The 20545-nt window shown below is 72.2% G+C and carries 24 protein-coding genes and 1 tRNA gene; 8 read left to right on the forward strand and 17 right to left on the reverse strand.

The genetic code is table 11. The features are described from left to right. Positions 1-45: 45 nt before the first annotated feature. Both ABGB21_RS09110 and ABGB21_RS09115 read right to left on the reverse strand, forming a co-directional pair. Positions 46-855, reverse strand: a complete 810-nt coding sequence (locus ABGB21_RS09110; RefSeq protein WP_347651251.1) for a Bax inhibitor-1/YccA family protein — start codon at positions 853-855, stop codon at positions 46-48. A 129-nt stretch (positions 856-984) separates the two neighbouring features. Next, a tRNA-Leu gene (locus tag ABGB21_RS09115) sits at positions 985-1068 on the reverse strand. A gap of 99 nt (positions 1069-1167) precedes the next feature. On the opposite strand from ABGB21_RS09115, the gene ABGB21_RS09120 reads away from it, so the two are divergent. Next, positions 1168-3012 (forward strand): hypothetical protein, encoded by a 1845-nt coding sequence (locus ABGB21_RS09120; RefSeq protein WP_347651252.1) that lies wholly within the window; start codon positions 1168-1170, stop codon positions 3010-3012. 234 nt (positions 3013-3246) lie between these two features. Here ABGB21_RS09120 and ABGB21_RS09125 read toward each other — a convergent pair whose 3' ends face one another. The 10 genes from ABGB21_RS09125 to ABGB21_RS09170 form a co-directional block, all read right to left on the reverse strand. Further along, a complete protein-coding gene (locus ABGB21_RS09125; protein ID WP_347651254.1) occupies positions 3247-4590 on the reverse strand; it encodes an NAD(P)/FAD-dependent oxidoreductase in 1344 nt (447 codons plus the stop codon). Positions 4591-4725: 135 nt separating this feature from the next. Continuing rightward, complete coding sequence (locus ABGB21_RS09130; RefSeq protein ID WP_347651255.1) at positions 4726-5277, reverse strand: hypothetical protein; 552 nt, start codon at positions 5275-5277, stop codon at positions 4726-4728. Between the two features lie 42 nt (positions 5278-5319). Further along, entirely contained in the window at positions 5320-6813 is a 1494-nt protein-coding gene (locus tag ABGB21_RS09135) for a DUF58 domain-containing protein (RefSeq protein WP_347651349.1), read from the reverse strand. A gap of 35 nt (positions 6814-6848) precedes the next feature. Next, positions 6849-7862, reverse strand: a complete 1014-nt coding sequence (locus ABGB21_RS09140) for a MoxR family ATPase (RefSeq protein ID WP_347651256.1) — start codon at positions 7860-7862, stop codon at positions 6849-6851. Then, a complete protein-coding gene (locus tag ABGB21_RS09145) occupies positions 7859-8455 on the reverse strand; it encodes a hypothetical protein (protein WP_347651257.1) in 597 nt (198 codons plus the stop codon). The genes ABGB21_RS09140 and ABGB21_RS09145 overlap by 4 nt, the downstream gene beginning before the upstream one ends. Further along, complete coding sequence (locus ABGB21_RS09150) at positions 8452-9240, reverse strand: DUF4129 domain-containing protein (protein ID WP_347651258.1); 789 nt, start codon at positions 9238-9240, stop codon at positions 8452-8454. The genes ABGB21_RS09145 and ABGB21_RS09150 overlap by 4 nt, the downstream gene beginning before the upstream one ends. 72 nt (positions 9241-9312) lie before the next feature. Then, positions 9313-10035, reverse strand: coding sequence for a uracil-DNA glycosylase (locus ABGB21_RS09155; RefSeq protein ID WP_347677442.1), 723 nt, complete (start codon positions 10033-10035; stop codon positions 9313-9315). Positions 10036-10054: 19 nt separating this feature from the next. Next, positions 10055-10741, reverse strand: a complete 687-nt coding sequence (locus ABGB21_RS09160) for a dienelactone hydrolase family protein (protein ID WP_347651259.1) — start codon at positions 10739-10741, stop codon at positions 10055-10057. A 208-nt stretch (positions 10742-10949) separates the two neighbouring features. Further along, positions 10950-12029, reverse strand: a complete 1080-nt coding sequence (locus ABGB21_RS09165) for a hypothetical protein (protein ID WP_347677312.1) — start codon at positions 12027-12029, stop codon at positions 10950-10952. Further along, positions 12026-12358, reverse strand: coding sequence for a PadR family transcriptional regulator (locus ABGB21_RS09170; protein ID WP_347651262.1), 333 nt, complete (start codon positions 12356-12358; stop codon positions 12026-12028). The genes ABGB21_RS09165 and ABGB21_RS09170 overlap by 4 nt, the downstream gene beginning before the upstream one ends. A gap of 90 nt (positions 12359-12448) precedes the next feature. Between ABGB21_RS09170 and ABGB21_RS09175 the strand changes: the two genes are divergently transcribed. Then, positions 12449-12880 (forward strand): hypothetical protein, encoded by a 432-nt coding sequence (locus ABGB21_RS09175; RefSeq protein WP_347651263.1) that lies wholly within the window; start codon positions 12449-12451, stop codon positions 12878-12880. A gap of 37 nt (positions 12881-12917) precedes the next feature. Here ABGB21_RS09175 and ABGB21_RS09180 read toward each other — a convergent pair whose 3' ends face one another. Further along, the gene (locus ABGB21_RS09180) at positions 12918-13361 is read right to left on the reverse strand and encodes a class I SAM-dependent methyltransferase (RefSeq protein ID WP_347677444.1); all 444 of its coding nucleotides are present in this window, start codon (positions 13359-13361) and stop codon (positions 12918-12920) included. A 455-nt stretch (positions 13362-13816) separates the two neighbouring features. On the opposite strand from ABGB21_RS09180, the gene ABGB21_RS09185 reads away from it, so the two are divergent. The 3 genes from ABGB21_RS09185 to ABGB21_RS09195 all read left to right on the forward strand — a co-directional run bounded on the left by ABGB21_RS09185 (position 13817) and on the right by ABGB21_RS09195 (position 15423). Continuing rightward, entirely contained in the window at positions 13817-14386 is a 570-nt protein-coding gene (locus tag ABGB21_RS09185; protein ID WP_347677314.1) for a DUF5753 domain-containing protein, read from the forward strand. After that, positions 14379-14570: a DUF397 domain-containing protein gene (locus tag ABGB21_RS09190; RefSeq protein ID WP_347677316.1), complete on the forward strand. Its 192-nt coding sequence runs from the start codon at positions 14379-14381 to the stop codon at positions 14568-14570. Before ABGB21_RS09185 ends, ABGB21_RS09190 begins: the two co-directional genes overlap by 8 nt. Positions 14571-14811: 241 nt before the next feature. Next, the gene (locus tag ABGB21_RS09195) at positions 14812-15423 is read left to right on the forward strand and encodes a histone H1 (RefSeq protein WP_347677318.1); all 612 of its coding nucleotides are present in this window, start codon (positions 14812-14814) and stop codon (positions 15421-15423) included. Between the two features lie 100 nt (positions 15424-15523). On the opposite strand, the gene ABGB21_RS09200 is transcribed toward ABGB21_RS09195, so the two are convergent. Next, on the reverse strand, positions 15524-15793 hold the full coding sequence (locus ABGB21_RS09200) for a type II toxin-antitoxin system Phd/YefM family antitoxin (RefSeq protein WP_347677320.1): 270 nt from the start codon (positions 15791-15793) through the stop codon (positions 15524-15526). Between the two features lie 132 nt (positions 15794-15925). On the opposite strand from ABGB21_RS09200, the gene ABGB21_RS09205 reads away from it, so the two are divergent. Further along, positions 15926-17023, forward strand: a complete 1098-nt coding sequence (locus tag ABGB21_RS09205; RefSeq protein ID WP_347677322.1) for a crosslink repair DNA glycosylase YcaQ family protein — start codon at positions 15926-15928, stop codon at positions 17021-17023. A gap of 224 nt (positions 17024-17247) precedes the next feature. Then, on the forward strand, positions 17248-17838 hold the full coding sequence (locus ABGB21_RS09210) for a DinB family protein (protein ID WP_347677324.1): 591 nt from the start codon (positions 17248-17250) through the stop codon (positions 17836-17838). Positions 17839-17915: 77 nt separating this feature from the next. Here the strand turns inward: ABGB21_RS09210 and ABGB21_RS09215 are convergent, their stop codons facing one another. Next, positions 17916-18623 carry a DUF4386 domain-containing protein gene (locus ABGB21_RS09215; protein WP_347677326.1) on the reverse strand — a complete coding sequence of 236 codons (708 nt, stop codon included), beginning with the start codon at positions 18621-18623 and terminating at the stop codon, positions 17916-17918. Between the two features lie 129 nt (positions 18624-18752). Between ABGB21_RS09215 and ABGB21_RS09220 the strand changes: the two genes are divergently transcribed. After that, positions 18753-19442: a TetR/AcrR family transcriptional regulator C-terminal domain-containing protein gene (locus ABGB21_RS09220; RefSeq protein ID WP_347677328.1), complete on the forward strand. Its 690-nt coding sequence runs from the start codon at positions 18753-18755 to the stop codon at positions 19440-19442. A gap of 170 nt (positions 19443-19612) precedes the next feature. On the opposite strand, the gene ABGB21_RS09225 is transcribed toward ABGB21_RS09220, so the two are convergent. Further along, the gene (locus ABGB21_RS09225) at positions 19613-20320 is read right to left on the reverse strand and encodes a Clp protease N-terminal domain-containing protein (protein ID WP_347677330.1); all 708 of its coding nucleotides are present in this window, start codon (positions 20318-20320) and stop codon (positions 19613-19615) included. Next, the gene (locus ABGB21_RS09230; RefSeq protein ID WP_347651277.1) at positions 20320-20538 is read right to left on the reverse strand and encodes a sigma factor-like helix-turn-helix DNA-binding protein; all 219 of its coding nucleotides are present in this window, start codon (positions 20536-20538) and stop codon (positions 20320-20322) included. Before ABGB21_RS09230 ends, ABGB21_RS09225 begins: the two co-directional genes overlap by 1 nt. Positions 20539-20545 lie beyond the last annotated feature (7 nt).

The raw sequence follows: 20545 nt of genomic DNA on the forward strand, positions 1-20545 counted from the left end.
CGGGCGTCGAGACGTACTCGGGCGGCCGGGGCCGCGGGGCTGCGGTCAGTCGTCGCCCTGGAAGTAGCTGAGCAACCGCAGGATCTCGATGTAGAGCCAGACCAGGCTGACCAGGATGCCGAACGCGGCGGTCCAGGAGTAGCGCTGCGGCAGACCCATCCGGACGCCCTCCTCGACCTCGTGGAAGCTGAGGACGAAGCTGAGCGAGGCGATCACGATGCAGACCAGGCTGAACCCGATCGCCACCGGGCCACCACTGCGGATCCCGGTGTCGATGTCGGTGGTCAGCGCGAGCACAAAGTTGATCAGCATGACCGCGAAGACCCCGACCATCGCCGCGATCAGGCCACGGACGAACTTCGGCGTCGCCCGGATGACCTTGAGCTTGTAGAGCCCGGCCATCAGGAAGAAGATCCCGAACGTCGCGATCACGGCCTGCAGGACGATGCCCTGGTAGCCCATGATGTCGTTGAAGAACTTGCTGACCATGCCGACGAAGACGCCCTCGATGACGGCGTAGGTGATCACGAGGGCGGGATTCGCCACCCGCATGAACGAGATCACCAGGCCGAGCACGAGACCGACGATCGCGGCACCGATCCAGGCCGCTCCGACGAACGCGTCCGGCACCAGCACCCAGGCGGCCGCGGCGGAGAGCCCGGTGATGCCGAGCAGGGTCACGGTCTTGACGACAACGTCGTCGATGGACATCGGCTGTACGGTGGGCGGCGCGGCCGGATAGCCCGCCGCGGTCGGGTACGGCTGCCCGTATGCGCCGGCCGGGGCGTACCCGGCGGCCCGCTCCCGCTCGGCCGCCTGACCGAGTCGGGCCAGCACCGGGTTGGACGTCTTCACTTTGTCAAGCCTCCTGGAAGGTCGGTGCACGATGAGGCGTGCCCTGTCCAGGGTAATGGTCGGTGACAATGTTGTGGAGATCCACGTCACTTCGTACTCGACAGGGCGGCCGTGGTCGGCGGGTGAAGATGGTGCCCGGGGCGGGGCTCGAACCCGCACGCCTTGCGGCAGCCGCTTTTAAGGCGGCCGTGTCTGCCGTTCCACCACCCGGGCAGGGTGCACCGGAGCCGTCGCGCCCCGGTGCCTGCCACGGTAGCGAATCGACACCCACCGGGCGCGCCCCGTTGCCGGATCCGCACTAGGGTCATCGTCGTGACCAGCACAGCCCATGCGGCGCAGGGCGCCGAATCCGGCCCGGCCACGACCGACACCGACTCCGGGCAGCCCCGCGTCCGCGGGGAACGCTGGGCCGGCGGGCTCCGCCGCCACCGCGTCGACCTGGGCATCCTCCTGCTCTTCGTGGTGCTCGCGGCCTGGCTCACCCAGGGGATGTGGCCGAGCCCGGACGCCCGGGTGCTCGCCCTCAACCCCGAGGACCAGGCCCTCTACGAATGGTTCCTGGCCGCCGACGCCCGCGTCCTGCACGGCGACTTCAGCCTGCTGAGCGACCGGCTCAACGCCCCCGACGGGGTCAACATGATGGCCAACACCACGGTCATCGCGCTCGGCGTGCTCTTCTCCCCGGTCACCCTCGCCTTCGGCGCCCCGGTCACCTTCGCGCTACTGGCCGCCCTCAACCTGGCCGGCACCGCCGCCGCCTGGTACCTGCTCTTCACCCGGACGCTGCGGGTACGCCGGCTCGCCGCCGCCCTGGCCGGCGGACTCTGCGGCTTCGGGCCGGGCATGCTCTCCCAGACCAACAGCCATCTGCACATGACCGCGCAGTGGCTGGTCCCGGTACTGATCTGGCTGGTCGTCCGGCTGGTCCGGGCAGCCGATCCGCAGGCCCGCCCGGATCGGCCCGGCGTCGACCGGCGGGGCGTCGTGACGTCCGCGGTGGGCCTCGCCGTCGTCGTCGCCGTGCAGGTCTTCATCGGCGAGGAAGTGCTCTTCCTGACCGCCGTCGCGATGGTGATCCTCAGCCTGGTGTACGCTGCCGCGAACCCGTCACTGGCCCGCCGGGTGGCCCCCGGCTTCCTCGCCGGCATGCTGCTCGCGGTCGTGGTCGCCGGGGCGCTGCTGGCGTACCCGCTCTGGTTCCAGTTCGCCGGGCCGCAGAGCGTCCCCAACGGGATGTTCAGCCCGCACTACTTCTCCGCCGACCTGGCGAGTTGGCCGGCGATCTCGCCACTGTCGCTCGCCGGCGCCGACCAGGCCGCCCGGCTGACCACCGGACCGGCCGAGTACAACACCTTCCTCGGCTGGCCGCTCCTGGTCGCCGCCGTCTGCGCCAGCATCTGGCTGATCCGGCGACCGGTTGTCATCGCCGCCGCGCTCACCGGGCTCGCCATGGTGGCCCTGTCACTCGGCCCGACCATCGTGGTCAACCGGGAGGCGACCGAGCTCAGCGGCCCGTACGCGCTGCTGCTGGGCGTACCGGTGGTGGACGGGGCGCTGCCGATGCGGTTCGCCCTGGCCCTGCTGCCGTTGATCGCCACGGTGCTGGCCCTCGCGGTCGACCGGGCGCTCGCCGCCGAGCAGCGGATGGTCCGGATCCTGCTGCCGGTGTCGGCGATGATCGCCCTGGTGCCGATCTTCCCGACCCCGCTGCCGGTCTCATCCCGGCCGGAGGTGCCGCAGTTCTTCACCGCCGGGCACTGGCGGGACTGTGTCGAACCGGGCGGGGTGCTCGTCCCGGTGCCGCTGGCAACGCCACAGGAGCCCTGGCCGATGCGCTGGGCGGTCGCCGCCGACGCCTCGTTCGCCCTGCCGGAGGGCTTTTTCATCGGGCCGTACGCGGCCGGCGGCCGGGCCTCGATGGGCACCTACAAGCAGCCGACCTCACAACTGTTGACCGAGGTGGTGAAGACCGGCGCGGTGCCGGCGATCGGCGACGCCGAACGTCAGCAGGCGCAGCAGGACATCCGGTTCTGGAACGCCTCCTGCGTGGTGCTCGGTGACGACGCCCCGCACGCGGAGAGCCTGCGGACGACCCTGGAGGGCCTGCTCGGGCCGGCGACCCGGTCCGTCGACGTCTGGACCTGGCGGGTCGGCTGACCCACCGGGAGGCCGGGCAACTCGGTCGGCTGTCGACAGGCCTGGCGCTGGAGGCGGCCGGCAACCGGAGACGGACGGACGTGCCCGGCTGGGGACGTACCTGGCGGCGGATCGGCTGGGGGCCGGGTGACCCGCGACGGGATCAAGCCTGACCGCCCAGAGCGGGTCACCCGGCCCCCAGCCCCACACAGCGACCAGGCGGGACACCCGGCCCCAGCCTGACCCCGTACAGAATCAGCGCGCGGCCGTCGTCCGAGCCGGCGGCGTCGCCGAGCTCGCCTCGACGAACTCCTCGCGCGGGTCGTGCAGCTGACCGAGCGCGACCACCTCGCGACGGAGGAAGAAGGCGAGGGTCCAGTCCGCCACCACCCGTACCTTGCGGTTGAAGGACGGGATCCGGCTCATGTGGTACGTCCGGTGCATGACCCAGGCGGGGAAGCCCTTGATCTTGATGCCGTAGACCTGGGCGACACCCTTGTGCAGGCCGAGACTCGCCACGCTGCCCGCGTGCTTGTGCTTGTAGTCGACCGGGTTCCGGCCCCGGATCACGGCCTTGATGTTGTCGGCCATCCGGGACGCCTGCCGTACCGCGTGCTGGGCACTCGGCGAGCAGTAGTTGCCCGGCGCCTTGGTCAGGTCCGGCACCGCGGCGCAGTCCCCGGCGCTCCAGGCCCCCTCGACGACCTTGCCGTCCGCGACCACCTGCAGGGTCGGCGAACAGGTGACCCGCCCCCGCTCGTCGCGCGGCAGGTCCGTCCGGTCGAGCATCGGCGACGGCTTCACCCCGGCGGTCCAGACGATGGTGTCGGCCGGGAAGCTGTCGCCGTCGGAGAGCCGGACCAGGCCGTCGACGCAGGACTCCAGCCGGGTGTCCAGCCGGATGTCCATCTTCCGCTTGAGCAGCTGGGCGACGGTGTACGCGCCCATGTCCCGGTCCACCTCGGGCAGCACCCGCAGGGTCGCCTCCACCAGCACCCAGCGCATGTCGTCGGCCTTGAGCTCCGGGTAGTACTTCAGCGCGTCCCGGGCCATGTCCTCCATCTCGGCGAGTGCCTCGATGCCGGCGTACCCGCCGCCGACGAAAACGAAGGTCAGCGCGCGCCGCCGGGTCTCCGGGTCGGTGGTGGCGGCCGCCACGTCGAGCCGGTCCAGCACGTGGTTACGCAGGTAGATGGCCTCGCCGATGGTCTTGAACCCGATGCCGTGTTCCCGCAGCCCGGGGATCGGCAGGGTACGGGAGACCGAGCCGGGGGCGACGATGACGTGGTCGTACCGGATCTCCCGGGCCGGGCCGATGATCGGCTGCACGGTGGCGGTCCTGCGGGCGTGCTCGATCCGGGTGACCGTACCCGCGACGACCGTGCACTTGCGCAGTTCGCGGCGCAGTGGCACCACGGAGTGCCGGGGTGAGATGTTGCCGGCCGCCGCCTCGGGCAGGAACGGCTGGTAGGTCATGTGCGGCTGCGGGTCGACCAGGATGACCTCGGCCTCCCACGACCGGAGCTTCTTCGACAGGCGCAGGGCCGCGTACAGCCCGACGTGACCGGCACCCACCACAAGGATCCGCTGCGGATTCACGCCCCCCATCCTTCCCCCACCGGCCCGGACCCGCCCGCCAGATGGGGCCCTTTGTGACTGAGGACAACAAGGTGACGCTCATTACGCCCATCGGAAAAGCTTGATCAAATCACCCCGGCGACCTGCCGGGGAGCGTCAGCGGCGGCGGAGCAGCCAGCCGAGCAGCCCGGCGGCCAGCACCGCGACCGCGAGGCCGCCGACCAGTGCGACAACCAGGCTCCGGTCGCCCCACCGCCCGTCGAGGGTGAGCAGCGGCACCGCGAGCACCGCCGAGGCGAGGGCGACCCCGAGCGCCCGGGAGATCCACCGGGCCAACACCTCCGGGGCCAACACCGCGTCGTACGACAGCAGGGCGGCCAGCGCCGCCAGGCTGTGGGTCAGGTAGAGGAAGGTGGCCAGCCCGAGCAGCCGCCACAACTCGACCCGCTGGTCGTACCAGCCGGTGCCGACGACCCAGCCGGCCACCGCCACCAGGATCACCACCGTCGGCCAGGCCCGGTTCGGCGCGACCGCCGGGAACGCCGCCAGCACCGCCAGCAGCAGGAGCACCCGAGGGCTGAACATCTCGTCGGGGTACGCCAGCACCAGCGCCAGCAGCGCGCAGAGCAGCACACCACCCCGGACCAGCAGCGGGGTGAGCGTCACCCGGCCGACCGCCGTGTAGAACGCCCTGATCCGGCTCAGCACCGTACGCCTCCGTCCACCGTCACGCCCCGATCCACCGCCGGTTCACCGCAGCGCGGGTCGGGGCGCGGAGGCGAGCCGGGCCACATCCCGCAGCACCAGGTCCAGACTGCCCGCACCGGCCCAGGTGACCACCGGCACCCCGTGCTCGCGGAGCTGTCCGACGGTGTTCTCCCGCTCCAGCCGCCACAGCCGGTACGCGACCTCGCTCCACTGCCCCCGGGACGGCGGGGTCACCGAGGCCGGCAGGGTGTCGACGGCCACCACGAACCGGCCGGACCGGGCCAACCGGGCCAGCATCGCCGCCGACCGGGGGTCGACCAGCGGGGTGAGCACCACCACCAGCGCGTTGGAGGAGAGCAGGTGCGGGCCGAACATCTGCTCGTACGGCTCGTACGGCGCGTCGGAGACCTGGACGTCGAGCAGCCACTCCAGCACGGTCAGGTACTGGCGGCGGCCGGTGGCCGGACGCAGCCGGCGGGCGCTCGGCCCGTACTCCAGCAGGGAGACCCGGTCGCCCCGGTGCAGGTAGTGTTCGGCGATCGCGGCGGCGGACCGGACGCAGGTGTCGAGGACCGAGGTGGTGCCCCGGATCCCCCCGGAGCGTCCCGCCTCGGCCAGCACGTCGAGCAGCAGCACCACCTCGGCGTCCCGGTCCGACAGCATCGCGGCGACGTGCAGTTGCCGGGCCCGCAGCGAGACCCGCCAGTCGATCCGGCGCAGCCGGTCACCCGGGCCGAAGATCCGTACCCCGGCCAGCTCGCCGCCCTCGCCCGGCCGCCGGGACCGGTGACCGCCGACCAGTCCGGCGGCCCGGGGCATCGCCTCGTCGGCGTCGAACGGTTCGGTGACCGGATAGACCGCGAGGGTCCGCGGTTCGCTGACCACGGGCCGGCTGATCAGCAGCCCGTCGCAGGCGGCGGCCCGGGCCGCGGCCGGCCCGAGCGGGTGCCGTCCCCAGCGCAGCGACTCGCCGGTCAGGCCCAGGTCGGCGACGGTGCCGGCCGGCACGGTGAACCCGTACGGGCGGTCGGTCGCGTCCCGTCGTCGGCCGGGACCAGCGGCACCGGCCCGCTCGGCGGCCCCCGCCACGGCCCCGGGGCCGGTACGACCGGCCGGGTCCGGGCTGCCGTTGGCCGCCGGGGTCTCGTCCACGCCGAAGCTGACCCGCTCGACGTGCAGCCAGCGGGACACCATGGTGCGGGCCATCACCAGGTCGTAGCCGACCTCGTCCCGGTTGGTGACGCTGATCGCGGCGGCCAGCGCACCGCCCTCCACCAGGTTCGTGTCGTCGGCGTCGAGGGTGATCTCCGGCGGCCCGGTCGGCCGACGCCGCAGCGCGTACGCGGTGCCGAGCGCGAACGGCACGGCCAGGACGACCAGGTCGACCCGGCCGAGCAGGGCCCCGGCGACCAGCAGCAGACCGGTGAGCAGCACCGCCCGGCCGAGCGCCCGGGTCGGTGTCCAGTCCGGGCCGGCCGGCTGTTCCACCCGGACCGGGGCGGACCGGCGCTGCCCGGGCACCGCCGGGCGCAGCATCGGCTCCCCGACCTGGTCGGACGGTTCGACGGAGGTCACGGGGACAGCATGCCGGCCGGGCCGGCCGCGTAGCTGGGCAGGGCGCCGCTGGCCGGGGCGGGAGTGGTCTCCAGCACCTCGTTGACCACGAACGCCGGGTCGACCCGGCGCAGCCACATCTCCGGCCGCAGCGTGATCCGGTGGGCCAGGACCGGTACCGCGACCGCCTTGACGTCCTCCGGGATGACGTAGTCGCGGCCGGCGAAGGCGGCGATCGCCCGGGACAGCAGCAGCAGCGCCAGGGAGCCCCGGGGCGAGGCGCCGACCAGGACGGAGGCGTGTTCCCGGGTGGCGGCGGTCAGCGCGACGATGTAGCGGCCGATCGAGTCCTCGACCACCACGTCCTCCAGCGCGGCCTGCATGGCCCGCAGGGTGTCGGCGTCGACCACCGCCTTCAGTTCCGCCTCCTCCTGGCGGCGGGACATCCGGCGGCGCAGGACGTCCCACTCCTCCTCGTGCGTCGGGTAGCCGAACGAGACCCGGAGCAGGAACCGGTCGAGCTGGGCCTCCGGCAGCGGGTACGTCCCCTCGTACTCGATCGGGTTGGCGGTGGCGATGACGTGGAACGGCGGGTCGAGCCGGTAGGTGACCCCCTCCACCGACACCTGTTTCTCCTGCATCGCCTCCAGCAACGCGGCCTGGGTCTTCGGCGGCGTACGGTTGATCTCGTCGGCGAGCAGCAGGTTGGTGAAGACCGGTCCGGCCCGGAAGCTGAAGTCGGCGGTGCGCTGGTCGTACAGGAACGAACCGGTGACGTCGGCGGGCAGCAGGTCCGGGGTGAACTGCAGCCGCCGGAAGTCGAGACCGAGCGCCTGCGCGAAGGAGCGGGCGGTGAGCGTCTTGCCGAGCCCGGGCAGGTCCTCCAGCAGCACGTGTCCGCCGGCCAGGATGCCGGCCAGCACCAGCCCGAGCGGATCCCGCTTACCCACCACCACCGTGCCGACCTGGTCCAGCACGCTCTGGGCCAGCCGCCCGACGTCGGAGATGGTGACCGGCTGGGCTTCCTTCATAACTTCTCCAATTGGGCGACGATCGCCGCGAGGTCGCGCGGCGACGGGGTGCGCCGGGGCGGCGTCTCCAGCAGATTCCACAGCTTGTCGCCGAGCAGGGTGCGGGCCCGTTGCGGATCGCTGCTCCGGGTCAGCCCGTGCCGCTGGCGCAGCAGTTCGTCGGTGAGCTCACCGAGCCGGGGCAGTACGGCACGGCCGAACCGGTCCGCCTCCCCCTGTGACCAGGTGAGTTTGTTCTCCCAGCGGCTGATCGAGCTGGTCAGCACGTCCCGGGCGGACCAGTTGTAGCTGCCGTCCTCCTCGCCGCCCGCCTCGCCGCGGCTGACCCGGACCGGGGGCGCCGGGACCGGGGCGAGTCCGGCGGTGAGTCGGCGCAGCAGCAGCAGGGCCAGGAAACCGGCGAAGACCGCGGCCGGGGAGAGCGCGACGCCGACCATCCGCAGCCCGGCGAGCAGACCGGCGGCGAGCGCGGCGGCGGCGAGCAGGCTGCGCAGCCAGGCCCGGACCCCGCCCGGCCGCCGTCGCTCCCGGGTGCCCGCCGGCTCCTCGTCGTGGCCGAGCAGGTCGTCGATGCTGGCGCTGGCTCCGCTCACCCGTGCCCACCACCCGTCGGGGTCTGGGCCTCCTGCGGGGCGGTGAGTTCGGTACGCAGCCGTTGCAGGGCGGACCGGGCCTGGCCGCGCATCCGCTCGTCGACGGTGTGGGTGGCGTACCGGGCCTGCCGGTAGACCTCGGCGAACGCGCCCAGGACGTCGGCGCTGACCGGCCGGCCGCCGCGGAGCAGCCGGGTCACCAGGTCGGTCGGGGTGTCGCCGGGGCGCCGTTCGACCCCGGCCGCGGCGGCGGCCTGTTCGAGTCGTACCCAGCAGGCGATCACCGCCCGGCGTGGGTCGGTGTCGGTGTCGGAGAGGTCGACCAGACCGGCGTCGAGCGCGGCGACCACCTCCTCGGCGGTCTGCGCGGCGGAACGCCGGGGCCCGGCCCGCCCGGCCCGGGCGACGGTGATCCGCCGGCGCAGCAGGTCCCGGACGAGCGCCCAGAGCAGGGCGCCGACCAGCACCGCCGCCACGACGCCGCAGAGCACCAGGCCGGCGGTCTGCAGCCAGGCGGGCAGATAGCCGCCGCCGGGTTCGGCGGACGGCTGCGGGGTGCCCGGGACCTCGGTCGGCACGGCGGGCTGGCGCAGGGTCGGCATGACGTCGGCCGGCGGTGTGACCCGCTGGAAGCCGACCGACGAGTGCGCCGCGGCGAACGCGGCCAGCGCCAGCAGCCCGACGACGGCGGCCGGCGGCCACAGCGCCCGCAGCAGCGCGCCGGTCTGACCGGTACGGGGTGGACGGTCGCCGGAGCGGGCACGACCGGAGTGCCCGTCGGTCATCAACCCCGCCCTCCTGTGCCGTCGGTGCGATCCGGGTCGTCGGCGTGCGACCCGTGCCTCCTGTCGCTGCCCTCAGTCCCGCTCGTCCAGCCCGGCCAGGATCCGGGCCCGGGCGAACACCTCGTCCAGCATCGCTGGTGTGAGCCGGCCGGTAAAGGTGTTCTGCTGGCTGACGTGGTAACAGCCGAGGACGTGCGGAACGGCGTCGCCCGACCAGTGTGCCCCATGGCCGAAGACGGGTCGCGGGGTGGGCGGGCGGACGCCGTACACCTGGCGCATCGTCGGCCACCACGCGGCCCAGGCGAACGCACCGAGCGCGACCACCACCCGCAGGGTGGGTCTGATCAGTTCGAACTCCCGGTGCAGCCAGGGTGCGCAGGTGTCCCGCTCGGCCGGGGTGGGCTTGTTGTCCGGGGGCGCGCAGCGGACCGCGGCGGCGATCCGGGTGTGCCGCAGTTCCAGCCCGTCGTCGGCGGCGACGCTGGTCGGCTGGTTGGCCAGCCCGGCCCGGTGCAGCGCGGCGAAGAGCACGTCACCGGAGCGGTCCCCGGTGAAGATCCGTCCGGTCCGGTTGCCGCCGTGCGCGGCCGGTGCCAGGCCGACGATGGCGATCCGGGCGTCGGCGGGACCGAAACCGGGCACCGGCCGGCCCCAGTACACCTGGTCGCGGAAGGCGGCCCGGCGTACCTCGGCGACCTCCTGGCGCCAGGCGACCAGCCGGGGGCAGGCGAAGCAGTCGGCGATCGCCGCGTCCAGCCCGGCCAGGTCGGCCACCCGCGGCGCGCGGGCGGCCACCTCGCCGGGGGTACGCGGCTCAGCCAAGCCGGTTCCGGAAGAAGTCGAGGGTACGGGCCCAGGAGCTGGCCGCCGCCGGCTGGTCGAAGACCTCGGGGCGGTCGTCGTTGAAGAACGCGTGCGAGGTGCCCGGGTAGTCGTGCAGGACGCAGTCGCCGCCGGCCGCCTCGATCGCCCGACGGGCCGTCTGCACGCCCTCGGCGGCGGAGGTGCCGTCCTCCTCCGAGCAGTGGATCAGCGCCGCCTTGCCGGCGTAGTTGGTCCACTCCGGACGCATCCGCTCCCAGGGCAGCACGGGATAGAAGCCGACCGTGGCGACGATCCGCTCGGAGAGGGTGGCGGACCAGAGCGCCAGGCTGCCTCCGGCGCAGAAGCCGACCGCGCCGGTCGGGCCGGTGACCTCGGGCCGGTCGGCGAGGTAGTCGGCGGCGCCGGCGATGTCCCGGGCGGCCTGGTCCATGGCGAGGCCCATGATGAGCTTGCCGGCGTGGTCCGGTTCGGTGGTGGACTCGCCGTGGTAGAGGTCGGGGGCGAGGGCCACGAAACCGGCCGCGGCGAACCGGTCGGCGACCGAGGTGATGTGTGGTACCAGTCCCCACCACTCCTGGATGACGATGACCGCCGGGCCGGTCGTACCGGCCGCGGGCAGGGCGAGATAACCCTCGCTGGTTCCCCCGTTACTGCGGTAACTCACCATCTCACCCATCGGTGGCCCTCCTGTCGGTCAGTCATCGTTGGCTGGTCGCACAGTTTTTCCGACCGAAGACGGCGGTGGTGGTCTTCGCGTGTCGGGTGTCCGGGTAGCCTGCCACGCCCGACGGGTAAGACGGAAGGCAATGTGGAAGTGGCGTACACCTCCCGTTGCCCTGGTGTACGCCACGTCGTCACGCGCCCTGGTGGAGGGGCGAAGAAGATCAGCTGGTCGGGCTCGGGGAGGCCTCCGGGTTGGCGTCGTCGGCCGGCGTCCCGGTCGGGTCCGGGCTGTCGATCGGACTGGGATCGGCACCGCCGTCCGGGCTCGGGTCGGCGCTGTCGCCGGGGCTCGGAACAGCGCTGCCGCGCGGGCTCGCGACCGGACCGGCCGGCGGTGCCGGGCTGGTCGGGTGCAGCCGGAACGGCGCCCCCTCCGGGCAGTACGGGTACGGCTGCTGCGCCGGGTCCGTGTAGTAGGGGTCGCCAACGGTGGTCCGCAGCCGCTCCTGGGCCGACTCGCACCACGGGTCGCCGAGCCGGATCGGCCGGCCGTTCTGGTCGAACAACCGCACGCCCTCCAGCAGTCGTCCCTCGCTGTCGTAGACGTACACGTCCCGGATGTCGGAGTACTGGTCGTTGTAGACCGGCTGGTACTGGATGCCCGGGCTGGTGTAGCTACCCCAACCGATGAAGCCGGCTAGGCCGAAGAGGACCAGTGCCCCCGTGCCGAGGCGCATCATCAACGTCCCCCGGCGGCCCAGCGAGGCGGTCCGGCGGCCGAGCCAGATCGAGCCGGTGACGGTGGCGGCGAGCAGCAGCAGCGCGGCCAGGGTGCTGCCGCCGAGCCGGGGCAGCAGTCCGGAGGACCCGTAGGCGAAGAAGGCGATCAGCATGGCCGCCAGGTAGCCGCGCAGCACCCACCAGGCGGGGCGGAGCAGCCGCAGGTAGTCGCTGAGTCGCTCGTACCCGATCACCGGGCCGAGCTTGCGGTCGACGGCGCGCAGCCGGTCGCGGCCCTTGCGCACCAGGGAGCCGACCCGTTGGTCGAGGTTGGCCGGGGCGGTCGGCGGCGCCACCCCGGCGGCGGCCCGCAGTTCCCGCGCGTACGCCTCGGGCGGGCCGAGCCGGTCGGTCAGCGAGCCGGCGGTCTCCCCGGCGGTGGCGGCCTCGGCGGCGACCTCGGCGAGGTGCTCGGGCAGGTCTTCGAGGAGTTCGTCGCGGGTCGCCGGGGGCAGGTCGGACAGGGCCGACCGGACCCGGTCGACGTACCGGGCGATCTCCTGCTCGATCAGATGCGTCACGCCGCCAACCCCTTGTCGTCGAGCAGCCGGTCCATTGTGCCGGCAAATGACCGCCATGTCTTGCCGGAACGGGTGAGCTGGTCGCGGCCGGCCGCGTTGAGCGAGTAGTACTTGCGGTGCGGTCCCGACTCGCTGGGCACGACGTAGGTGGTGAGCAGTCCGGCCTGGAAGAGGCGGCGGAGGGTGCCGTAGACGGAGGCGTCGCCGATCTCGTCGAGCCCGGCGGTGCGCAGCCGACGCATGATGTCGTAGCCGTAGCCGTCCTCGTCCTTCAGTACGGCCAGGACCGCGAGATCCAGCACGCCTTTGAGCAACTGGGTCGTGTCCATGGGTTGATACTACTGTTCAATGCGGAGTACCGTCAACGCTGCGCTACTGTGACGCAGAGCTACGTGGCGGACCGGGGTTACCGTGTCGCCGTGCCCGCCGAAACCGACGTCCTGCACCGCCTGCTGCGCACCACCGGGGTCTACCGGGGGCGCGGCGACGGCCCGGAGAGCGGCCCGTTCCTGGCCCGGATGGTGGTGACCTCCGCGCTGGACGGGCGTGCCGTCATTCTGGACTACGAGGCGACCAACGACCGGGACGGGCTCCGGCACGTCGAACACAGCATCCTGCTGTCCGGCCCGGACGGCCGACTGGAACTGCACGTCGCCAGTCTCGAACTGCCCGGCGTGGTGTGCTTCACCCAACAGGAACCCGGCCGGTTCACCACGTACGAGGGACCACTGGTGGCCCGGATAGTGCTCGACCTGCCCCGCCCCGGGCAGCTCGGCTACGCCTGGTGGTGGTCCCGGGACGAGCGGCCGCCACGCGAGCAGTACCGCGCCGACCTGCACCTGACCGGCTGACCGCTCGCCAACGAGTTCGCCGACCGCCCGGGACGCGTCAGGTACGTCCGTCGCGGGCGTACGCGATGACGCCGAGCAGCGACCCCCGGCTGGTGGTGGTGGTCGACGTGGTGGTGCTGGCGCTGAACCCACTCCGGGAGAGCAGCGGCGGCAGCCGTTCGGCCAGTTCGGCGGCTCGTTCCGGGGTCAGCGGCTCGTAGCAGAGACACAGCCGGCCGCCCGGCTTGAGCAGGCGGGCGACGATCGCCAGTTCCGGGGCGGGCGTACCACGGTGGAACAGGTCGAGGTTGACCGCGAAGACCTTGTCGAAGCGTTCCCCTGCCGGGTCGAGGTCTGCGAGCACTCCGGCCCGGTCGAGGTCAGCGAGGGCGCCGGCCCGGATCTCCGCCCGCCCGGACGCGACATGTTCGGCGTTGCGCCGTCGCGCCCGCTCGACCATCTCGGCGGACTCGTCGATCCCGACGATCCGACCACCGACCAGTCGGGGGGCAGATCAACGATATTGCCGTACCCGGTCCGCAGCCGATCTCCAAAAGTTGATCGTTCGGCGCGACCGACAACATTCGCAGCAGCCATCGGTACCGCTTTGGGATCATGCCTTCCGGCGACACCGGATCGTACGCACCGGCAGGTCGCAGCCGTGGGCGCGCCCAGCCGAGGAAACGATGGTGGAGTACGGCCGGTTCCGGTCCGGAATGCGGATTCAGCCGGGCCAGGTCGTTGATCGCGTCCTGGAGCATGGTGGCGAGATAGACGTGCAGTGCGGTCGGGTCGGCGGCGTACTCGATCGGCAGCAGTGACCGGGCGACCGGGCAGGGCCAGGGCCGGGCACAGACCCGGCAGAGCCAGATCGGCCGCTGCGGTACGTGGGGTCGGGACGCCGGCGGCTTTCCCGGTCCGGGGTTGTGTGGCATCGCGACCTCCCGAGGTGGATGAGTGGAGAAGAGCGCCCGCCGGATCCGCCAGTTCGAGGCGACGCTGGTTCCGGGGCTGCTGCAGACCCCGGAGTACGCCACCGCCCTCTTCCGCACCCGACCGGGTGTCACCGAGCGGCAGGTCGCGGCGAAGGTGGCGGTACGGCTGGAGCGGCAGCGGATCCTGACCCGGCGCCGGCCCAGGGCACCGGAGTTGGACGTCATCGTGGACGAGTCGGTGCTGCGCCGGCCGATCCTCGACCGTGACGCCTGGCTGGCCCAGCTCGCCCACCTGGCGAACGCCAACCGGCTGCCGACGGTGACCGTCCGGGTGCTGCCGCTCGCCGCCGGTCCGCACGCAGCCTCCGTGGCCAGCTCGTTCCACATCTTCGAGTTCCCGACCCAGGGCACCCGGCCGCCGGAGCCGACCACGGTCTACAGCGAGAACCTGACCGGCGCGCTCTATCTGGACAAGCCGGCCGAGATCGGGGCCTACGATGACGTCTGGCGGACCCTCGACACCCTGGCGCTGAGCCAGGAGGACTCCGAGGACCTGCTCGCCGTCATCATCAGGGAGGGTGTCGATGACTGAGCCGACCGTGGTGCGCTGGCGCAAGAGCAGCCGGAGTAGTAATCAGGGCGCGTGCGTCGAGGTGGGCGGTGGGCTGCCCGGGCGGGTGCTGGTGCGAGACAGCAAGGACCCGGTCGGCGGCACGCTGGTCTTCCGCGCCGCCGCCTGGTCTACCTTCCTCACCCGCCTCCCCCGGCGAACCTGACCCCGGCCGGCCCCGGTCCTGACAGCCGGTGAGGCGTCGGGGCCGGTGCCGGCCGAGGCGGTTCAGGACTCATCCCGTGGCGCTCACCGCGCGGCGCGCCGCGAGCAGCACCGCGCTAACCCGCACCTGACCGACTGAACGCGGTCGGCGGATCCGTACCAGGCGGAACCGGCGGGAAAGCCGTTTAGCTGCCCGGGTCGGGGGGAGACAGCCGCCGACAGACGGAACGGGAGGGGCAGCGATGGGCAGACTCATCTCCGGCCGGAGTGACAAAACCGGCCGTGGTACCGGACGCGGCGGCCAGACCCGGACCGCGACCAGGCCCGCCGCCGCCCGGAAGGTCGCCGGCGCGAAGAAGGCGCCGACGAAGGCGGCGGCCCGGGCAAAGAAGGTCGCCACCGCAACCAGACGGGCCACCGGCGCGACCGTGGCCAAGGGGGCACCGAAGAAGGCGACAAAGTCCGCCGCCGCCCGCACACCCGCCAAGCGGACCCCGCCGTCGAAGCGGACGCCGGCGGCGAAACGGGCCCCGGTGGCGAAAAAGGCAGCCCCGACCCGGGCCCGCAACCTCGCGACGGCGCAGAGCCCCGCCAGCAGGACGACGACTGCCAGAACGACAACCGCCAAGGCGACGACAGCCAAAACGACAGCCGCCGCCAAGGCACCCGCCCGGAAGAGGACGGCGCAGGCATCCGCCCGCAAGAAGGCGGTGAAGGCGCCGGCCCGGAAGGCGACCGCCGCCAAGAAGACCACCGCGACCAGGGCACCTGCCCGCAAGAAGGCGGTGAAGGCGCCCGCGCGGAAGACCACCGCCGCCAAGGCACCGGCCCGTACGGCAACCCGCTCCCGCTGAGATTGCAGCGGACGTAGTCTGGCGCCCCTGTCTTACCGGTCTCCGTAGTGGTAGCGACAGGACAGATAGTCGTCTCAGGCGTTCGGGTGCCACACGAGTTTCACGCAGCGGTCTCACCCTCCGCGTCGCTCAACTCGTGCTCGATGCGTTCGCCCGCTTCCATCTCTGCCATCCGACGACGCAGTTCACGGCCGTTGGCACCACGAGACAGGTGTTCTGTCTCGAGCCATGCGTCGTAGTCACTCTTGGGCATGACGACCAGTGGCTCATGTCCGCTACGAGTCACCACGAGGTGTTCGGCGTCGTTTTGGATCGCGTCGAACACCTCTGCGAGGTTGGCGCGCAGGTCGGATGCGGTAATGAACTTCATGTCCCTCCCCAGGTCGTACGTCATATCGTGCGCCTTCCAGGCCTGCCCTGCCCACCGAAACCCGGTGGGACTCGCCAGTCGGACCTGGTAGCCGGGCCTGGTGTTGTCGCACCTGACGCCTAGTCTCGGTCGGTGACCGTGCACAGGCTGTCCCGCACCGACGCGCGTCGACTCGCCGTACACGCCCAACTGCTGGACGCCGACCGCCCGAGCGGGATGTTCGACGTCGTACGCCGGTTGACCCTGCTGCAGAACGATCCGACGGCGGCCGTGGCGCGCAGCGCGGACCTGGTGCTCTGGAGCCGCCTCGGCTCCGCGTACTCGCCGACGCAGCTACGCGACGCCCTTGACGAGCAGACCCTGCTGGAGCTGCACGGTTTCGTCCGTCCGCCGGAGGATCTGGCGCTGTACCGGGCAGAGATGGCCGAGTGGCCCGGCCGTCCGCCGTTGCGGGACTGGCAGGAGGGCCTGCGCGACTGGATGGACGCCAACAACGGCTGCCGGCGGGACATCCTGGCCCGGCTCCGCTCCGACGGACCGCTGACCACCCGGGAGCTGCCGGACACCTGCGTGGTCCCGTGGCGCTCCTCCGGTTGGACCAACAACCGGAACGTCACGAAGATGATCGACTTTCTCGTCCAGCGGGGCGAGGTCGCGGCCGCCGGCAGGCGCGGCTCCGATCGACTGTGGGACCTGGCCGAGCGGATCTATCCGGACGAGGTCGTACCGTACGAGGAGGCGTTGCGGATCCGTGCGCAGCGCCGGCTCCGGGCACTCGGCATCGCGCGGGCCCGCGCCCAGCAGGTCCCGGGCGAGCCGAACGACGTACGGACAACGGGCGAGCCGGCCGTGGTCGAGGGTGTGCCGGGCCAGTGGCGGGTCGACCCCGACCTGCTGGACCGGCCGTTCACCGGCCGGGCCGCGCTGCTGTCCCCACTGGACCGGCTGGTCTTCGACCGTAAACGGCTGATCGAGCTGTTCGAGTACGACTACCAGCTGGAGATGTACAAGCCGGCCGCCAAACGACGCTGGGGCTACTGGGCGATGCCGATCCTGTACGGGGACCGACTCGTCGGAAAGCTCGACGCGACCGCCGACCGCGCAGCCGGGGTGTTCCGGGTGGACGCTATCCACCAGGACGTGCCGTTCACCAGAACGATGACCGCGGCGGTACGGCATGAGATCGAGGAGCTGGCGGACTGGCTCCGGCTGCCCCTGGCCATCGCGTAGCGGGCTCCCGCTGGTCCTCCGTGGGCTGCTGGCCGCCGTGTCGGTGGCAGCCCGTCCCGTCGCCGACGCGGTGGCCCCCGATCCACCGGTTCCTGGACGCGCCGCCGACCGCCGTCGACCGCGCCGCTGACCGCCGTCGACCGGCACGCCGCCGGAGGAACCTCGCCCCCGATCCCGTGGACGCAACTCGCACGACGGCCGGTGCACAGGAAAGACTGGCGGGCATGACTGACCTGGACGATGCGAAGGCCGCACTGCACCACTACCTCCGAGCGACCCGCGACAACCTGATCTGGAAGCTCGACGGGCTGAGCGAACGCGACGCCAGGCTGCCCCGTACCGCGACCGGCAACAACCTGCTTGGACTCCTCAAGCACTGCCTGAATGTCGAAGCTGGCTACTTCGGGCCCACCTTCGGGCGTGACTTCCCGACGCCCGAGGAACTGGTCCCCGAGCAGGCGTTCGACGAGGACCCGCAGGCGGACTGGTACGCACGGGAGGACGAGACGAAGGACGGGCTGATCGACCTGTACCGCCGGGTCGGAGTGTTCGCGGACCAGACGATCGAACAGCTACCGCTCGACGCGCCGGGGCGGGTGTCGTGGTGGGGGCCAGGCGGACAGGCGGTGACGCTGCAGCGGATCATCATCCACGTGACCTGCGACCTCGCTCGTCACGCCGGCCACGCCGACATCATGCGCGAGCAGCACGACATGGCGGTGGGGCTGCGTCGGGAGAACGCCAACATCCCTGACGACTATGACTGGCCGGCGTACGTCAGCAAGCTGACGAAGCTGGCCGACCGCTTCGACTAGCTGGTCCCGGTCCGGCCGGAGCCGAGGCACCGGCCGGACGTCGGTCCACCGCGCGGTGCGGCCGACCCTGGCGGTCGTCACGCTGCGGCTGGTACCGGCAGGCGGGTGTCCGACGGTGCCTGATCCAGTGCGTGGTGACGTACGCCGTGGATCAGCAGGTAGCCGATCATCCAGAACTCGCCGACGGTCGCGGGAAGGACGAGAGCGTCAGCGACGACCTGTGCGTCCGGGGCGAGGTATCGGACGAACGCGCTGAGCAGGTAGCCGACGCCGCCGGCGACGAGGATCCAGCCGAGTGGGCGGGGCATCCAGCCGGAGCGGAGCACGCAGCTGCCCATGGGGATGAGCCACAGGCCGAAGAACAGCGCCCCCACGCCCCACAGGTTGCCGCTGACCAGGTAGAGCAGCTGGACGGTGGCTGCCGCGTCGCCGACCGGGTCGAGCGCGAGTTGGGCCGCCGTGGCGAGTGTCGCCGCGCTGATCAGGATCGCGATCGCGTTGACCAGGCCGAAGGTGGCGATGCCGCCGGCGTTGAGCGGGTCCGCGGTGCGGAACAGCCGGTAGAACCAGGCGGCGGTGAGGGTCTGGGTGACGACGACGAGCAGTTCGAAGGCGACGCCTGCGCGGGCCAGCGATGCGTGCTCGACCAGGTTGGCGAGCGTCGTGCCGGGGTCGCCGGCGGCGAACAGTCGCGGCCGGATGAGCAGGAATCCGAGTGCGCCGGTGACGGCGAGACCCAGGTAGAGCAGCCCGGTCATGCGGGCGGTGCGGATCAGCGGGTGCATCGTGGCTCCTTCGGGCGTCGCCGGTCGGTACCGGTTCCGGTCCGTCCTGGCGATGGAGAGCTGACTGTCGGCCTTACGACGTAAGATAACCATACGATGTAAGGTGCCAGCAAGAGGTGAGGGGGGACTGTGGCAGCACGGGCAGATCGGGCGCCGTTGAGCCGCGAGCGGGTACTGGCGGCGGCGGTCGTGCTGGCGGACGTAAACGGGTTCCAGGCGCTGACGATGCGTCGCCTCGCCGCCGAGCTCGGCGTCGAGGCCATGTCGCTCTACTACCACCTGCCCGGCAAGGAGGCCCTGCTCGACGGCGTCGTGGAGACCGTGATCGCGGAGATCGACGTCGCGGTCGGCCGCCTCGGCGACCGTGGTGGCGACGAGGACTGGCGTACCCGGCTGCGGCGACGGTTTCTCGCGGCGCGTCAGGTCATGCTGCGCCACCCGTGGGCGCCCGGGCTTCTGGGCTCACGCCGGACCATCCCGCCCGGGGTGTACGCGTACTACGACGGGATCGTCGGCACCCTCGTCCGCGCCGGGTTCTCGTACCACCTCGCACACCGGGCGCTGCACGCGTTCGGCAGCATGCCGTTCGGGTTCGTCCAGGAGATCTTCAGCCCGGCATCGGCCGGCGGGAGCACGCAGGTCGACACTGCGGAGGCGGACCTGGCCGCGATGGCCAACGCACTCCCCCACCTGACCGCCATGGTCAGCACCGAGGCCCACACCGCCGACAACCCGGCACTCGGCTGGTGCGACAGCCAGGTCGAGTTCGAGTTCACCCTCGACCTGCTCCTCGACGGACTCGAACGCCTCCGCGGCTGACCGGGGTGCACAGGATCTCGACATCGCTCGCTGGCGGATACGGAGTCGGCACCCGGTATCACCAATCGCCGTCTCGGCCCGCGCCGCCGTCGGTCCGCTGCGCGGCGGCGGCCAGGCCGGAGAAGGGGCGAATCGGTGACGGCGAGCCCGGGGCAGGGGGACGGACTCTCTCAGCCGGTGATGAGGGTGGCGACGGCGGGGCCCGCGGTGGCGAGGCGCCCCGTCGTGTGCTGGTAGCGCCGGACGATGTCGTGCTGCCGCAGTCGCTGGCCGAGCCGCCGTTCCACCCGCAGCAACGGATTGCGGTGCGGCGGCGGGAACGCCGTCGCCAGGGCGCCGAGCAGCATCTGCGGGTCGACGTCTGCGGTGTTGAGCACCCACGCGACGCCGGGATCGAGCGCGACGAGTCCCAGCGCCAGATGTTCGGGTCGGTGTTCGCGCTCGCGGCGGGCCAGCGAGAGTCGCAACGACGCCTCGTAGGCCGCCTGGGCGTCCAGTCCGAGGGGTGGGCTCATCCGGGCGCATCTGCGTCTCGCCGCGGCCGCACCGAACGGGAGCAGCGGTTCGCGTACCGGTGGCTGGTCCAGCACCGCCGTCCAGGAGGCGGCGAGTAGCCGGTCGATGTCGACTCCGAGCGGGGCCAGGGTGTCCCGGTCGGCGGCGGCCCCCGCGCCGGCCGGGCCGGCGAGGTCAACCGCCTCGTCCACGGCTGCCGTGGTCACGCCGTACTCGGCCAGTACGGTCGCGACCGCGCCGCCGGTGGTGGTGAGGGCGAGCAGCAGGTGCTCGCTGCCGGCGCGGGAGTGCCCAACGTCTGCGGCCAGTGCCAGGGCACGGGCCACCACACGACGCAGTTCGGGGTGGTCGCCTCGGAACATCATTCCTCCCGGCCTCGGTGGTACTTGCGGTGCACGGTCTGCTTGGTGACGCCGAGCCGGGCGGCGATGTCCTGCCACGACCATCCCGCCCGCCGCGCCGCCGCGACATGCTCGGCTTCCAGTTGTTCCACCAGCCGGCGGAGCCGGGCCACGGCTCGGAGTCCAGCGTCGGGATCGCCGCCGTGTACGGCGTCGTCGAGATCAGCCATCGCGGACATGGTCGTC

The sequence above is a fragment of the Plantactinospora sp. B24E8 genome, from assembly GCF_039871735.1.
Lineage (GTDB): Bacteria > Actinomycetota > Actinomycetes > Mycobacteriales > Micromonosporaceae > Plantactinospora.